The organism is Streptococcus anginosus subsp. whileyi MAS624, assembly GCF_000478925.1.
Classification (GTDB): domain Bacteria; phylum Bacillota; class Bacilli; order Lactobacillales; family Streptococcaceae; genus Streptococcus; species Streptococcus whileyi.
In genome coordinates this window covers 966642-980815 of the sequence record NZ_AP013072.1, presented here as the reverse complement: position 1 = coordinate 980815, position 14174 = coordinate 966642, and the positions used below count along the sequence as shown (strand labels likewise).

Below are 14174 nucleotides of genomic sequence, written 5' to 3'. Positions count from 1 at the left end.
AAATCAAGATTAACAATTCTTTGTAATAGCAATTTCGGCTGCGATACGTCCAAAAGTGAAAATATCAGTAAGGGAATTGCCACCTAAACGGTTTCCGGCATGCAGTCCGCCAGCTACTTCTCCAGCTGCATAGAGACCTTGGATAACTTGTCCTTGTTTATTGATAACATGTGTTTCCGTATCAATCTTAAGCCCACCCATAGTGTGGTGAACGGCTAGTTTTCGAGGAGTGGCATAAAACGGTGCTTTTTCAACCTTGAGGTCGAAAGCTCCCTTTTCAAATTCAGGATCATAGCCCGCATCAACATAAGAATTATAATCCTTAATAGTTTGAACAAAGACTGCTGGATCCACACCAATTTGCTCTGCCAATTCTTCCAAACTATCTGCTCGGTAGAGTGTTCCATTCGCTACCTGCGCATCAATCTTTTCTTGACTGGTATTATAAGCTGTTTCTTTGATATCTTCGTCTGCAATTAGATAGAAAAGACCGTCATTGTCAATTGCTGCTTGGGCCAATTTATCTCGACTACCGTACTCATCTACAAAACGTTTTCCTTAAGTATTGACCATGATGAAGTTAGCCGGAGACGCCTGTAATCGGGTCAGATACCAGCATTATTTGATAGAAGGCCAAACCGACTAGGTCTGTACCAACGCTTTGACCTAAGCGAATACCATCACCTATAATAGCTGGTGAATTTGATGTCTTAATATCGTCACCAATGCAAAAAAGCCCATTAAAATTGGGCTTTTTCCTGTTCTTCATGCTAATTGCCGGGATCGAACCGGCGACCTCATCCTTACCATGGATGCGCTCTGCCAACTGAGCTAAATCAGCAGTACCTATCTACTATATCATGCAGATAGATTCTTGTCAATAGATTTGAAAAATGTTTTCATCAAAAGAGAAAGAACTCTTTGCCAGAACGTTCCAAAAAGAACCTGTTCATCATTAAAATTTCCTATAAATGTCACATTCATATCAGTATTTTTTAAAATAATCTTCCTTTGTCAAACGATAATAAGCTCTCTGAGAAATTCGACCTTCTTTATGTAAATCCAAGGCAGCATACGGATCTATGTGAGAAAAGTTCATACCAGCCTTTTCCATAACTCGTCCTGAAGCTGGATTTTCCACATCATGGAGAGCCACCAACATATTCATATTCAAACGTTCAAAAGCCAGCTGGATTATTTCTTTCAAAGCTTCCGTTGCCAAGCCCTGATTCCAGTAATTCTTATGAATCACATAGCCGATAGCCACCTTTTTGAGGACCGGATCTAGCTTGTGTAGGTCAATGCTGCCAATCAGTTTTCCATTTTCTTTTAACTCAATTCCCCAATTTCCGAGCGGTCGACTAATAAATAAACGAGCAATAATATTTTTAGTTTCTTCCAAATCTTTATTAGGTAAAAAAGTGTAGCGAGTATTTTCTTCATCAGAGGAATATTCAAACATATCCTTCGCATCATCTAAGGTCACAGGCCGCAAGAGCAGGCGATCTGTTTCCAAAGTTCGGTTTTCAGCTAGCTTTAGATAAATACTTTCCATTTTACACGAACCTCCTATGTTGCCTCATAGCATAACATAAATATTCACTGAAATCAATGTTTCTAATTTTACCTTGATTTTTAAAACGTTTTTATATGATAAATTGCAAGAATAAGTGCAACATTTACTCGTACTCATCCACTAGAGCTTCACAAGCAGTTCTGTAAGCTAAACATTTTCGTGGTCGGTGATTGATATCATATAAGGCCTTGTTCAAAGCCTCATCAGAGATAGCGGCTAAATCTGTTTTCTTTGGAAAATATTCTCTTAGTAAGCCATTGGCGTTTTCATTGCTTCCTCTCTGCCAGGATGAATAGGCGTCCGCAAAGAAAAAGGAAATTCCTAAATTCTCTACCAGAGGATAGCAGGCAAACTCTTTTCCCCTATCTGAAGTGAAGGTTTTAAGAGCCTCTTTTGGAAATAGCTTATAAAGTTGTTCGATGGCTGAAAACATGGATTTGGCTGTTCTGTCTGGTATCTTGAAAGCTAAGTAAAAGCGCGTTTTTCGCTCCAGAAAGGTCGCTAAACAGCCCTTGCTTTTGCCTCTGGAAGACACCACAGTATCGAGCTCCCAGTGACCAAAGGTCTCACGATTCCTGACCTCTTTAGGACGTTTGGCAATCGATGTGCCAATCCTAAATCTTCCACGTGTTTCTTTAGGTTGTCGAGTTTTTCCTTTACGACGAAGGACACTCAAATCCAGAGCAATCAAACCAGCATAGAGCCAGTTATAGATTGTTTTAAAAGCTACCATCGGCCTTTGTTCAAGCTGATAGCGGCCACAAATCTGTTCAGGCGACCAGGAGGATTTTAAACCGTCCTCAATTTCCTTTTTCAACGTTGGTGTCAAACGAGACTTCCGACCTTTTTGCTTAGCCCTGTGGTCATACTGTTCCTGTGCTAGGGCTGCGGAGTAACCATTTTGGCATCGTCTTAACTCTCTTGAAATGGTAGACTTATGGACGCCAAGTTTACTTGCAATTTGGCAAGGTTTCAAACCTAATTCCAAGTAGGTTTCTATCTTTATTCGGTCGGTTATGGTAAGATGGAAGTAGCTCATAGTTTTTCCTCGGGATTCTGTTTGTGTGGTTACTTACAGTTTACACCAATGAAACGCTATGAGTTTTTTTGTTGCACTATATTTTACAATTTATCATATACAATAAAAACATCTCAAAAAAGGAGTAAATCTATGTTAATCGGTATTCCAAAAGAAATTAAAAACAATGAGAATCGTGTTGCTTTAACACCAGCTGGCGTTCACAGTCTTGTCCAAAAAGGTCATCAGGTTTTGGTTGAAACCAAAGCTGGTCTTGGTTCTGGATTTACAGACGCTGACTACAAAGCACAGGGAGCGACAATTGTTACAACTGCAGCCGAAGCTTGGACAGCTGATCTAGTTGTCAAAGTCAAAGAGCCCTTAGCTGCTGAATACGGCTTCTTACGTGATGACCTCTTGCTTTTCACTTATCTGCACATGGCTGCTGCATCTGAATTAGCCGATGCGATGATTGTGGGCAAAACAACAGGGATTGCTTACGAAACCGTTCGTGACCAAGAAGGAAAACTCCCTCTGCTCGTTCCTATGAGTGAGGTCGCAGGGAGAATGGCTGTGCAGCTTGGAGCTCACTTTTTAACCAAACAAGAAGGCGGTTCTGGCGTGCTACTAGGCGGGGTTCCTGGTGTTCCTAAAGGAAAAGTCACTATCATCGGAGGTGGAGTTGTTGGGACACACGCAGCTCGCATCGCTTTAGGACTGGGAGCGCAGGTCACTATTCTTGATATCAGCGCTAAACGACTGTCAGAACTAGAAGACCTTTTTGGTCACCAAATCCAGACCCTTATGTCTAATTCTTTCAATATTGCTGAAAGTGTCAAAGAGGCCGATGTAGTGATTGGAGCAGTATTAATCCCTGGTGCCAAAGCTCCCAAGCTCGTTACTGATGAAATGGTCAGTAAAATGCGATCTGGATCTGTTATTGTGGATGTAGCCGTTGACCAAGGTGGAGTTGTTGCAACTGCTGATCGTGTAACCACTCACGATGAACCTGTCTATGAAAAACATGGTGTACTTCACTATGCCGTTGCCAACATCCCAGGTGCTGTTGCTCGCACATCAACTCTTGCTTTAACAAATGTAACACTTCCTTACATTGAAGCTTTGGCGGACAAAGGGTTTGAACAAGCTATTGCAGATGATTGGGGGCTACAACAAGGAGTGACTACTTATAAAGGTTATCTCACTAGCCGACCAGTTGCAGAAGGGCTCAATCGTGACTACACCGATATCAATGATTTAGTATAAATTTTGAAAAGAAAAGGATGACTTCGCAAGTCCTACCCACTGTGCTTTGTGTCATCAGCTACTGCATCATTGGTTTATTGTACTGTATACTTTGCAACTGGAGACTTTCGTTCCAGACTCAATTGTGCATAAGAAATTCTAAATTGAATAAAGTCAACAGAGTTTCGCCCAACCACTGCGTCTTGTAATGACAACTATATAAACCAAAGGAAGCTGAGCTCTTTCGTCTCAGCTTCTTTTTATATATAAAGTTTTGCCCGTGCAAAGACAGGGCCTTAGCAGGCTTCTTTGTTGCTTTGTTCATATTTGCTTTTTCTTTTTAGGTTTGGGCATTGGCAATTGATCATACATGGCTAAAATTAAATCTTCTAGAAACATCTTATTATCAAGGTCTTCCACTAAAATCATTTCTTTGGCACCTTCGTATGGAAACTCAAAAGAAGGTTGGTCAATCTTATCTAAGACTGCTTGCACGGGTTTAACTAAAAAGCGATCGTCATAAATGCCGCCAATAATCTTGCCACGGAAGTAAAGAATATACTCTCCCATCATGGAACGGTAAGTCACATCATCTAATCCTGATAATTGCTCCAAAACAAATTCCAAATAGTTCTTACTTGATGCCATTTCTAATCTCCTAAGCTCTGTTCAACGATAACAACCGTATAGAGTGCTTGCTTAACCTCGCATCCAATTGGTTTAAAGCCCTGCTTTTCCCAAAAATGCTGAGATTGAGGATTCCCCTTGACATAAGCCAAACGTGCTTTTCGAAAGTTGTTAGCAAAATAAGCTAGCGCTTCTGTCACAATCTGACCGCCAATTCCTTTCCCCTGATAGGCTTGATCAACCATGAACAAACCAATAAAAATAGTCTCCTCATCAGGATATGCATAAACAAAATCCATAACAGCCACAAGCTTAGAATTATTCCAAAAGCCAACATAAAACTTATCAGCCTTAGCTTTACCCTCAGGTAGACGAAGCATGTCCTCTTTTATACTTGCCAAATTTGGCGCTGGTGGACAATACTGAAAATATAGAGGATTGCTTTCATATAAAGATAAAATACTTGGAATATCCTTTTCAGTTAGTATTCTACAACTGTAATACTTAGATAGTTGGTCAATCATTTTTTAATTCTTACTTTCTGTGTCCTGTGATCATGACATAGGAAGATGCATTGATAGTCATCAGTCACGTAGCAGATTCTTTTACAAGCGTACTTCCTCAAAATCAGTCGTGTGCAACTTGTCCAGATTAGTCAAGAGATATTCCTTCATCATCTTCCAACTCCTTGGCTGGCTCGCCGACGATTTTGGAATTGGTCAAACTTGAATTTTCTTCTTTAGAAAAATGATGATGCACCACTTCAGTAGAATGTTCATAGGCTTGGATAATCTCTGCAACCACAGGATGACGCACAACGTCCTTGGCTGACAGGTAAACAAAATCAATTTGCTTGATATTTTTCAATTTCTCTGTCGCATCAATGAGACCTGATTTACTATTCTTCGGCAAGTCAATCTGGCTAATATCCCCATTGACAATCATCTTTGAATTAAAACCAAGTCGTGTCAAAAACATCTTCATCTGCATAATAGTCGTATTTTGCGCTTCATCTAAGATAACAAAAGCGTCATCTAATGTTCGTCCACGCATGTAAGCCAAGGGGGCTATCTCTATGATTTCTCGCTCCATAAGGCGCGTTGTTTGATCCTTGCCTAAAATCTGATACAATGCATCGTAAACTGGTCGTAGATAAGGGTCTACTTTTTCTTTTAGATCCCCTGGTAAAAATCCTAGACTCTCACCAGCTTCAACCGCCGGACGAGTCAAAATAATTCGCTTGACCTGACCGCGTTTGAGTGCTGTCACTGCCAAGGTCACCGCTAAAAAGGTCTTCCCTGTCCCTGCTGGTCCAATCCCAAAGACAACATCATGGTTCTTAATGCTATCAACATAAATTTTCTGCCCTAAAGTCTTAACTCGAATGGGCTTGCCATAAGAATCTTTGATAATCTCTTCCTCATACAGAGCCACAAACTTATCAATTTCACCATTTTTGACCATGGTAATAGCCGTCACTACATCTGGCGTCCCAATCGTCATACCGCGATTCACCAAAACTAGCAGAGCTTGAAGCACCTGGCGAGTCTCCTCACAAGCTGCTTCGCTACCGATAATCTGGACAACCTCCGTCCTTGCATGAATGGTTACCTGTAACTCCTGTTCCATTAAACGCAAGTGACGTTCATTGGAACCAAAAAGATGAAAAGCATCATCGGGATGCTGTAAGGTAATTTCTACTGAATGTTCTTGCAAATAAAGAACCTCTTTCTTCACATTATTTACTATTATTATAGCAAAGTAACTTGGAAAATTCTATCATTTCTCCGAACTAATGAGCCTGATATTCTTCCCAAATCGCATCGAAATCGCTAAGATTAAAGGAAAAGTCAGCATGTTCTTCCAAATAACGGCTAACTTCATCAAAATCATCCGTGTGCTTAGGGAAATTTGTTTCATGAAACACTAAGTCTGCTAAAATCGCCTTAGGCGCTTTGCTTTTGGGATTTCGTTCCGTCATCAACCAAGTGTAAAACGATTTTCTCATTTTATCTTTTCTCCTTTCTTACTTTTTAACCAATCCGGTAAATATTTAGTCAATCCTAATGCAGACAATATGATGATTTGCGGTAAAAATTGTATTAAATACCGCGTCTTTCCACCTTCAAAAATGAGCAAAAACAACAAACCACCAAAGACTGCAAGACTGAGCATATTGAGTTTATCATCTGCACGATATTTCCACAAGGCAAAAACAAGACCCAGACTCATCACAATCCAAATAACCTGCTTCACAATCTCATAATACCAATACTCATTCTTATCGACACTCAGAAAATAAGTTCTGATAAACTGCGCCACAGGATTCTTTTTTGTATAAGGATAAAGAGGAGAAATATAGGGCGTTTTTTCATATTCCACATCTCGATACAACCAGCCTAGAGTTCCTTCTGAAACAGTTAATGAATGCTTATAGTAAAGATGATTGAGAAATCCAAAAAATGAATACTCTTTTAAACGTCGTTTGATTTCTTTTTTTACATTTTCTTGCTTAAACATTCCATTATTATACTGTTCTCTCTGTTCCACATCAATGTATTGAAGCAACCCCTCTTTCATGTCTTCTTGATCGTGTCCAATAAAAGTCAACCCTAAGTCAATAAAGAGCAGAGGACTTTTAGACAATCCTTTCTCTTGTATCAATGTCACTTCTCTTTGCGTCGCTTTCAGATAGTTTCCGCCGAGAGAAATCATGCCAAACGATAAGAGAAAGGTGAAAAAAATTAGAATAAATTTCTTCCATTCCTTTTTGAAAAATAGCAACATAAAACCTGCCATAATGACAATCAACACAGTTGGTCGAATCAGAACTGCAAGACCACTTATCAAGCCCAATCCGATTGTCTTTATGAAGAGTCCTCTCTTATCCTGCCATTGAAGTTCAAATAAATCAAAAAGTAAGAATATTTGTAAAGCAATGAGCGGAAGAAGGCATATATCCGTGTACATCGAATAAAAATAAGGTGAAAAGCCAACTAGCAAGACATACAAACTAAATGTCATATCAGCAGCAGACTTGCTCACATGTTTTTTCATTCCCTTGTACAAAATGAGAGCCGTTATATCGGCATAAAATATATTTAACCCTTGCAAAATCCATAAAGCTGAACTTCCAAAGATATTATAAAAAAAGCGCTCATACAAAAAGAGAAACAGATTATTCGGATTGCGTGTCAAATAGCTGGAAATAGAAGATTCTTTTAAATATTTGAAAGCACCATTGAAAACAACTGCTGCATCTCGCCGAATCAGCAACTGAGCAGACAAAAGCATTGCTAACTGAAATATAATTACCGCTATCATAATAGCAACTTTGTGCTTCATCAGGTAGTGGTAGCATTTTTTTAAATTTTCTAGATAACGATAAGCTAGAAATACTAGTATGACTGTTCCAATCAAAGCAAGACTTGAAATTGTCCCTAGATGAATAATCGCAGTAAAAAACCAATGCAAGCCAATCAGTAACATAATTTTTTGCAAAGCCGAAAAGAAAAAAGAATACATTTTTAGCATAGGAATATTATAACAAAATCTACAGTGTTTCGCTATTTTAAAAAACAACAATCGTCAGATTGCTGCTTAACGTCTAATTACTTGCTACGTCCGTTTTCTTCATTGTCTAAAAGATAATCTTCTAAAACAGTAAAAATTTCTGTAACAACCAAACCAGACTCTGAAAATTCTAATCCTTCTTCTGGCAAGGTTTTACGCCAATAATCACCAAAAATAGTCTGCCAATCTCTTAAACTACGATTGCCTTCCCCTTCTAAAAAAGCTTCTTCTGCTGTCACTTGATGAAAGGGACGGACAAGAACTTCTTTAGTCACCATGACCAAGGCTCGACTAGGATTCTCCATTCTATCTAGCATGATGGAGACTTCTCCAACTTTAGGTAACGATTCCTTGTCTTTTTCATACTCTTCAAACCAAGAACTTGTCGCTTGCTTGACTCCTCTCAATGTTAAATCATATAAGTTTGGAAACTCATCTGGATGTGCCCAAACTTCTGCCCGAGGATACTTCCTACTTAGTTCTATTAGATTCATCTTTCTTATCCCTGCCAATTTTCTTGGTCATGTTTAAATTTCTCAAGTAGAGCCAATCCTTCTGCTGAAACATAACCTTCTTGTTCTGCCAGATTGATCAATTCAGTGTAGTTAGATAAGGTTACTAATTTCACACCTGCATCTGAAAAATTCTTTTCTGCTCTAGGTAATTCATAAGTGAAAATAGCCACCACTCCAATGACATCTGCACCTTCTCGCTTTGCTGCAGCAACGGCATCCAAAACAGAACCACCAGTTGAAATCAAATCCTCAACCACGACCATTTTTTGACCTGATTTTACCCGACCTTCAATCTGATTTCCAGCCCCATGATCTTTTGGTTTACTACGAATATAGGCAAAGGGCAGATTCATCTTGTCTGCAATAATAGCACCATGAGGAATACCCGCTGTCGCTGTTCCAGCAATCACTTCTACTTCTGGAAATTCAGCCTTGATTTTCTCTACAAAACCATTTTCAATCAAGGTTCGCGTTTCCGGATAGGCTAAGGTCACACGATTGTCTGTGTAGATTGGAGACTTAATACCGCTCGCCCAAGTGAAAGGTTCTTCCGGTTTCAAGTAAACAGCCTCAATTTTCAGTAAGTCACGGGCAATATCTTTTGCTAAAGTCATGATTTCTCCTTTACAATAATTCAATAGTGGAAACAAAATATTGTTCCAAAAAATATGTCTTTTCTTTAATATCTTCTATGGTAATATTCTCATTTGTAGAGGTCAGTACCCACTTATCCTCCACATCATCTTGTCGGTGAATAACAGCAATCAATTCTCCTTCAAAAGATTCCAAAGGTTCTCGTATTTTTTCCGAAATGATATAAACATCTTGTTCTTCGCCGTCTCCAGCAAATAAATCCGGAATATAACCATAGTTGATAGGATAACGATTTCCAAAACTATCTTGATAACCTATCGGTCTGTCAATGATTGCTCGATAGATTTTTCTAACCATTCACCCATTCCGCCTTTATAGCTCGGTAAGCAGCTACTGGATCAGTTGCTCGTGTGATTGGACGCCCAACCACAATGTAATCACTACCAATTTGATGAGCTTCTTGCGGCGTCATAACCCGTTTTTGATCTCCGATTTCAGAACCAGCTGGTCGAATACCTGGAGTAACGCACAGAAAATCTTCTGATGTTGCGGCTTTAATCAGCTTAACCTCCTGAGCCGAACAAACAACTCCGTCCAGTCCAGCTTCCTTAGCTTTGCAGGCATAGTTGACAACAGATTCTGAAACAGTTGTTTGGATATTTTGGCAATCTCTCATATCTTCCTCACTGGTAGAAGTCAACTGGGTCACTGCTACGAGCTTTGCTTGATCACCTAAAACCTTCTTGGCTTCTCGCATCATTTCCACGCCACCTGCCGCATGAACCGTCACCATATCAATCCCAAAGGTTCTCAAAACTGACATGGCAGAGCGTACTGTATTTGGAATGTCGTGCAATTTCAAATCTAGGAAAATGCTGTGTCCCAAACCTTTCAGATAATGCACAATTTCCGGACCAATGGCATAGAAAAATTCCATACCGATTTTGACATATAACTTTTCGTCTTCTGGAAAATGCTCTAAAAACTCCTTGACATCATCAAATGACGGAAAATCAAGGGCAATAATAGGACGTTCTTCACGCATGGATTCTTCTCCTTTTTATAGGCTTTTCGCCATTTTTAACCTTTTGACAGAATCTCTAGCTCTGCCACCTTTCAATACTGACTATACTACATCAAACGGTGAAGTTGCTTAGTAGCACTAGCTAATCATCAATAGCTCTAAATTTGCCTTATTACGAGCTATAGAAAAACCTTGCCTGAGAGCAAGGTTACACGAAAATCAGCATTGTATTGCTATTTTAAACCGTATGTACCTTGGAGCCTCTCTGGACTTCTTTAAAGGTTTTATTTCAATCATTTTATAATTTACTTTATCTCTTGTCAAGTAAAATATCAATTAAGCAAGCAAATTTTCCTTGACTTCTGCTCGCAGACTTTCCAAACTTTCAATGCCATACTTATCCATAACTTTAGGTAGGTTCTCAATGATATTAGGACAAGCGTGAGGGTCAGTGAAATTTGCCGTGCCAACACCAATAGCTGATGCTCCCGCAATAAACATTTCAATGGCTGCTTCTGCTGAATCTACTCCACCCATACCAATGATTGGCAAACTGCTGGATTGGGCTACCTGACGAATTAACTTCAAGGCAACGGGAAAAACAGCAGGACCTGACATACCGCCCGTTCCATTTGCGAGAATCGATTTTCTACTTTTCAAATCAAATCGCATACCAACTAAGGTGTTAATCATGGTAAATCCTGTTGCTCCTGCAGCTTCTACAGCTTTAGAAATTTCGGTAATGTCTGCTACACTTGGCGTTAATTTGACATATACCGGCACACTAGAAGCTTCAACTGCTGCTTTCGTAGCATTGTAAGCCAAATCTGGCACCTGCCCAATCAATAATCCTCCATTGCCATGATCTACATTGGGACAGGAAATATTGAGTTCAATCGCCTTGACGTTTGATGCTTGAGAAATTTTTCCTGCGACAAAAGCATATTCTTCATTGGAAAATCCAGCAACATTAGCAATAATCGGCAGATTAGGATAATGTTGAGCCAGCCAAGGAAGCTTTTCTGCTAACACCACATCTACACCAGGATTTTGCAAACCAATAGCATTGAGCATACCAGCTGGTGTTTCCGCCACACGCGGTGTCGAATTGCCAAAACGAGGATTCTGCGTGCTTGCTTTAATCATGATTGAGCCAAGCACATCCAGATCATAATATTTGGCATATTCCTGACCAAAACCAAAACAACCCGAAGTTGGAATAATTGGATTTTTCAGTTCCAAACCCGGAAGAGAAACTGCTAAACGATTTTTCGACATGTTCACCTCCTACACCAAGACTGTGCCCGTCTCAAAAACTGGACCGTCTTCACAGACACGCTTATTGACTGATCGATCCTCACCAGCCACATGAAGTACGCAAGCATAGCAAGCCCCCATTCCACAAGCCATTCGTGACTCCATAGAAATGTAAGCTCGTGGATGACTACGAAATGTTTCATCAACATATTTGAGCATACCAGGGGCACCGCAAGCATAAACCGCAGTAAAACTTTCTGGCAACTCATTCACAACAGAGGAAACATAGCCTTTGCGACCATAAGAGCCGTCATCTGTTGTTACGATGACACGACCGTATTTTTTCATCTCTTCTTCCAAAATAACGGCGGCTTTTGTTGCAAATCCAAGAACTGAAGTGACCTTGACCCCTTTGCTATGTAATTCTTTTGCTACCTGCAGCAAGGGCGGAACACCAATACCGCCTCCTATGATTAAGGCTGTATCTTCAATGTCCAAACCAGATAAATCAAACCCATTTCCTTGAGGGCCCATGACATCCAACTGAAAACCCTTCTGCAATTTAGAAAAAATTTCTGTGCCTGCTCCTTCTATCCTGTAAATAATCCGACAGATTTTTCTCTCTTTATCAATCTCCGAAATTGAAATAGGTCGCCGTAGAAGCTTCGTATCATCTGGGACTCGAATATGTAGAAACTGCCCAGCCTTTATCTGGATAACCATTTCCCCTTGTAAATCCATAGCAAAAATTCGCGGAGCAATTTCCTCTTGATGCACAATGTTCATCTTCTCCAACATGATTTTTCCGAGTCTCTTCTTGCATGAGCTGCTTGTCATTTCTACCTCATTTCTTTATTAAAAAAGACCTTGCATATACACAAGGCCTCACGAAAATAAAGAGTCGGTTTTCTCACTCTTCCTTCACCCGAAACCTTGGAAGCCTCGCTGGACTTTCTTAAAGGTTAAATTTAATCTATTTTACAACTTCAAATGTGTTTTGTCAATGCTAATATGATAAAATAGACTCATGAGAATTCAGCAATTACATTATATTATTAAAATCGTCGAAACTGGCAGTATGAACGAAGCTGCCAAACAGTTATTCATCACCCAGCCCAGTCTGTCTAATGCTGTGCGTGATTTGGAAAATGAAATGAGTATTGAAATTTTCATCCGCAATCCCAAAGGTATTACCTTGACTAAGGACGGCATGGAATTTCTCTCCTATGCTCGTCAGGTAGTAGAGCAGACCCAGCTGCTGGAAGAACGTTATAAAAATCCCGTTGCTAACCGAGAACTTTTCAGCGTTTCCTCCCAACACTACGCCTTTGTGGTCAATGCTTTCGTATCTCTGCTCAAAAAGAGTGACATGGAAAAGTACGAGCTCTTCCTGCGGGAAACCCGAACTTGGGAAATCATTGACGACGTCAAAAATTTCCGTAGTGAAATTGGTGTTCTGTTTCTCAACAGCTACAACCGCGATGTCCTCTCCAAAATGCTAGATGACAATCACTTGATTGCCACTCATCTCTTTACCGCACAGCCCCATATCTTTGTCAGCAAGAGCAATCCTCTAGCAAAGAAAAAACTGGTGCAACTAGCTGATCTAGAAGATTTTCCTTATCTGAGCTATGACCAAGGAACTCACAACTCTTTCTACTTTTCAGAAGAAATCCTATCCCAAGAACACCATAAAAAATCGATCGTCGTCAGCGACCGAGCAACCCTTTTCAATCTTTTGATTGGTCTTGACGGTTACACTATCGCAACTGGTATTCTCAACAGCAACCTCAACGGTGACAATATTGTTTCCATTCCGCTAGATATTGATGACCCTATTGAACTGGTTTATATCAAACACGAAAAAGCTAGCTTGTCTAAAATGGGTGATAAATTCATTGAGTACCTGTTAGAAGAAGTTCAATTTGATAAGTAAATCATAATCATCTGTTCCACTCTTATATGTGATAAACAATGAAATTTTTATGCTATATTTTCTCCTGTCGCTTTACAATAGGCTTGAACACCTTTATTGTATCGCGTTGGGAGTTTTTCTAGCATTTTCATTTCTCTGTGTAACGATAAACTGTTATCCTATCATTTAAAATGGAATAAAATCATGCAATTAAAAATAGCACAAACTTTCTTACCATAGGTTTATGCTATTTTCTTTAATACATAGGTCTATCGCCGTCTGTTCTTGGCTTTGAAATGCCTAGACTAGCATAACTGTGTAAAGACGGTTCTTTTATGATACGAACAATCAAATCCGCAATACTTACTCTTGAAATGATTGTTCCCTTGTAAAACTCCCCTTTTTCTGTTAATTCATAGTCAATTTCAGGATTATTTGTCATGTATGCGGCGCGTAAAATCGTATAATTAACAGTAGACTCTTCAATGATTTTCGCTGCGCGACGAGTATCGTCCATAATATCCGAACCAATACTTTCTTCCACCCAACGACCAAACTCTCCTGGAACTTCGTGATACAAACCAAGACCTGTTACATAAATCAAACGAGAAACTTGATTTTCTTCCATGGCTTTGACAATATTTGCTGCCATAGGCTCAACCTGTCCACCAAGATTGGTGTAAACAATATCTTGACCTTTCATAGCTTTTGTCAAGGCTGCAAAATCATTGACATCCCCTTCAAGAACATCCACTCGCTCACCTGCAAGTGACTATAAACGAGCAATTTTTCGCAAATAAAGCGTCAAATGTACATCTGTTTCCTGTAAT

General features: G+C 39.7%; 16 protein-coding genes, 1 tRNA gene and 1 pseudogene. 2 read left to right on the top strand and 16 right to left on the bottom strand.

All coding sequences use genetic code 11. The features are described from left to right. Positions 1 to 9: 9 nt before the first annotated feature. The 4 genes and pseudogenes from ANG_RS04970 to ANG_RS04950 all read right to left on the bottom strand — a co-directional run. Positions 10 to 727: pseudogene (locus ANG_RS04970) on the bottom strand (FAD-dependent oxidoreductase); the annotation flags it as partial. A gap of 41 nt (positions 728 to 768) precedes the next feature. Then, positions 769 to 841: transfer RNA gene (locus ANG_RS04960), tRNA-Thr, on the bottom strand. A 144-nt stretch (positions 842 to 985) separates the two neighbouring features. Further along, on the bottom strand, positions 986 to 1555 hold the full coding sequence (locus ANG_RS04955) for a GNAT family N-acetyltransferase (RefSeq protein WP_003033372.1): 570 nt from the start codon (positions 1553 to 1555) through the stop codon (positions 986 to 988). Positions 1556 to 1679: 124 nt separating this feature from the next. Then, complete coding sequence (locus tag ANG_RS04950; protein WP_020999450.1) at positions 1680 to 2615, bottom strand: IS30 family transposase; 936 nt, start codon at positions 2613 to 2615, stop codon at positions 1680 to 1682. 132 nt (positions 2616 to 2747) lie between these two features. Here ANG_RS04950 and ald point away from each other — a divergent pair, with 132 nt between their 5' ends. Further along, the gene (gene ald / locus ANG_RS04945; RefSeq protein WP_003037641.1) at positions 2748 to 3860 is read left to right on the top strand and encodes an alanine dehydrogenase; all 1113 of its coding nucleotides are present in this window, start codon (positions 2748 to 2750) and stop codon (positions 3858 to 3860) included. A gap of 300 nt (positions 3861 to 4160) precedes the next feature. On the opposite strand, the gene ANG_RS04935 is transcribed toward ald, so the two are convergent. The 11 genes from ANG_RS04935 to ANG_RS04885 all read right to left on the bottom strand — a co-directional run bounded on the left by ANG_RS04935 (position 4161) and on the right by ANG_RS04885 (position 12266). After that, on the bottom strand, positions 4161 to 4487 hold the full coding sequence (locus tag ANG_RS04935) for a TfoX/Sxy family protein (RefSeq protein WP_003035616.1): 327 nt from the start codon (positions 4485 to 4487) through the stop codon (positions 4161 to 4163). Between the two features lie 2 nt (positions 4488 to 4489). Continuing rightward, on the bottom strand, positions 4490 to 4990 hold the full coding sequence (locus ANG_RS04930; protein WP_003035675.1) for a GNAT family N-acetyltransferase: 501 nt from the start codon (positions 4988 to 4990) through the stop codon (positions 4490 to 4492). 127 nt (positions 4991 to 5117) lie between these two features. Further along, positions 5118 to 6182: a PhoH family protein gene (locus tag ANG_RS04925; protein WP_003035691.1), complete on the bottom strand. Its 1065-nt coding sequence runs from the start codon at positions 6180 to 6182 to the stop codon at positions 5118 to 5120. Between the two features lie 76 nt (positions 6183 to 6258). Beyond that, entirely contained in the window at positions 6259 to 6474 is a 216-nt protein-coding gene (locus ANG_RS04920; protein WP_003032832.1) for a YozE family protein, read from the bottom strand. Further along, positions 6471 to 8000: a glycosyltransferase family protein gene (locus ANG_RS04915; protein ID WP_025271745.1), complete on the bottom strand. Its 1530-nt coding sequence runs from the start codon at positions 7998 to 8000 to the stop codon at positions 6471 to 6473. The genes ANG_RS04920 and ANG_RS04915 overlap by 4 nt, the downstream gene beginning before the upstream one ends. A gap of 77 nt (positions 8001 to 8077) precedes the next feature. Beyond that, entirely contained in the window at positions 8078 to 8533 is a 456-nt protein-coding gene (locus tag ANG_RS04910; RefSeq protein WP_003035663.1) for an ASCH domain-containing protein, read from the bottom strand. A 5-nt stretch (positions 8534 to 8538) separates the two neighbouring features. Then, entirely contained in the window at positions 8539 to 9168 is a 630-nt protein-coding gene (gene pyrE / locus ANG_RS04905) for an orotate phosphoribosyltransferase (protein WP_003035668.1), read from the bottom strand. Between the two features lie 10 nt (positions 9169 to 9178). Continuing rightward, positions 9179 to 9505: an inorganic diphosphatase gene (locus ANG_RS04900; protein WP_003035649.1), complete on the bottom strand. Its 327-nt coding sequence runs from the start codon at positions 9503 to 9505 to the stop codon at positions 9179 to 9181. Next, on the bottom strand, positions 9498 to 10193 hold the full coding sequence (gene pyrF / locus ANG_RS04895; RefSeq protein WP_003035645.1) for an orotidine-5'-phosphate decarboxylase: 696 nt from the start codon (positions 10191 to 10193) through the stop codon (positions 9498 to 9500). The genes ANG_RS04900 and pyrF overlap by 8 nt, the downstream gene beginning before the upstream one ends. Before the next feature lie 315 nt (positions 10194 to 10508). After that, entirely contained in the window at positions 10509 to 11450 is a 942-nt protein-coding gene (locus ANG_RS04890) for a dihydroorotate dehydrogenase (RefSeq protein WP_003035654.1), read from the bottom strand. A gap of 9 nt (positions 11451 to 11459) precedes the next feature. Continuing rightward, positions 11460 to 12266 (bottom strand): dihydroorotate dehydrogenase electron transfer subunit, encoded by an 807-nt coding sequence (locus ANG_RS04885; RefSeq protein WP_003035669.1) that lies wholly within the window; start codon positions 12264 to 12266, stop codon positions 11460 to 11462. Positions 12267 to 12456: 190 nt separating this feature from the next. Here ANG_RS04885 and ANG_RS04880 point away from each other — a divergent pair, with 190 nt between their 5' ends. After that, entirely contained in the window at positions 12457 to 13365 is a 909-nt protein-coding gene (locus ANG_RS04880) for a LysR family transcriptional regulator (RefSeq protein ID WP_003035636.1), read from the top strand. A gap of 235 nt (positions 13366 to 13600) precedes the next feature. On the opposite strand, the gene ANG_RS04875 is transcribed toward ANG_RS04880, so the two are convergent. Then, positions 13601 to 14098, bottom strand: a complete 498-nt coding sequence (locus tag ANG_RS04875; RefSeq protein WP_003035699.1) for an NAD(P)H-binding protein — start codon at positions 14096 to 14098, stop codon at positions 13601 to 13603. Between the last annotated feature and the right edge of the window lie 76 nt (positions 14099 to 14174).

Bases quoted from the DNA above. Each gene is read 5' to 3' on its own strand.
- ANG_RS04880 (WP_003035636.1), top strand. From the start codon at position 12,457: ATGAGAATTCAGCAATTACATTATATTATTAAAATCGTCGAAACTGGC.
- ANG_RS04885 (WP_003035669.1), bottom strand. From the start codon at position 12,266: ATGACAAGCAGCTCATGCAAGAAGAGACTCGGAAAAATCATGTTGGAG.
- pyrE (WP_003035668.1), bottom strand. From the start codon at position 9,168: ATGACTTTAGCAAAAGATATTGCCCGTGACTTACTGAAAATTGAGGCT.
- ANG_RS04910 (WP_003035663.1), bottom strand. From the start codon at position 8,533: ATGAATCTAATAGAACTAAGTAGGAAGTATCCTCGGGCAGAAGTTTGG.
- ANG_RS04900 (WP_003035649.1), bottom strand. From the start codon at position 9,505: ATGGTTAGAAAAATCTATCGAGCAATCATTGACAGACCGATAGGTTAT.
- ANG_RS04950 (WP_020999450.1), bottom strand. From the start codon at position 2,615: ATGAGCTACTTCCATCTTACCATAACCGACCGAATAAAGATAGAAACC.
- ANG_RS04890 (WP_003035654.1), bottom strand. From the start codon at position 11,450: ATGTCGAAAAATCGTTTAGCAGTTTCTCTTCCGGGTTTGGAACTGAAA.
- ANG_RS04955 (WP_003033372.1), bottom strand. From the start codon at position 1,555: ATGGAAAGTATTTATCTAAAGCTAGCTGAAAACCGAACTTTGGAAACA.
- ANG_RS04920 (WP_003032832.1), bottom strand. From the start codon at position 6,474: ATGAGAAAATCGTTTTACACTTGGTTGATGACGGAACGAAATCCCAAA.
- ANG_RS04930 (WP_003035675.1), bottom strand. From the start codon at position 4,990: ATGATTGACCAACTATCTAAGTATTACAGTTGTAGAATACTAACTGAA.
- ANG_RS04935 (WP_003035616.1), bottom strand. From the start codon at position 4,487: ATGGCATCAAGTAAGAACTATTTGGAATTTGTTTTGGAGCAATTATCA.
- ald (WP_003037641.1), top strand. From the start codon at position 2,748: ATGTTAATCGGTATTCCAAAAGAAATTAAAAACAATGAGAATCGTGTT.
- pyrF (WP_003035645.1), bottom strand. From the start codon at position 10,193: ATGCGTGAAGAACGTCCTATTATTGCCCTTGATTTTCCGTCATTTGAT.
- ANG_RS04915 (WP_025271745.1), bottom strand. From the start codon at position 8,000: ATGCTAAAAATGTATTCTTTTTTCTTTTCGGCTTTGCAAAAAATTATG.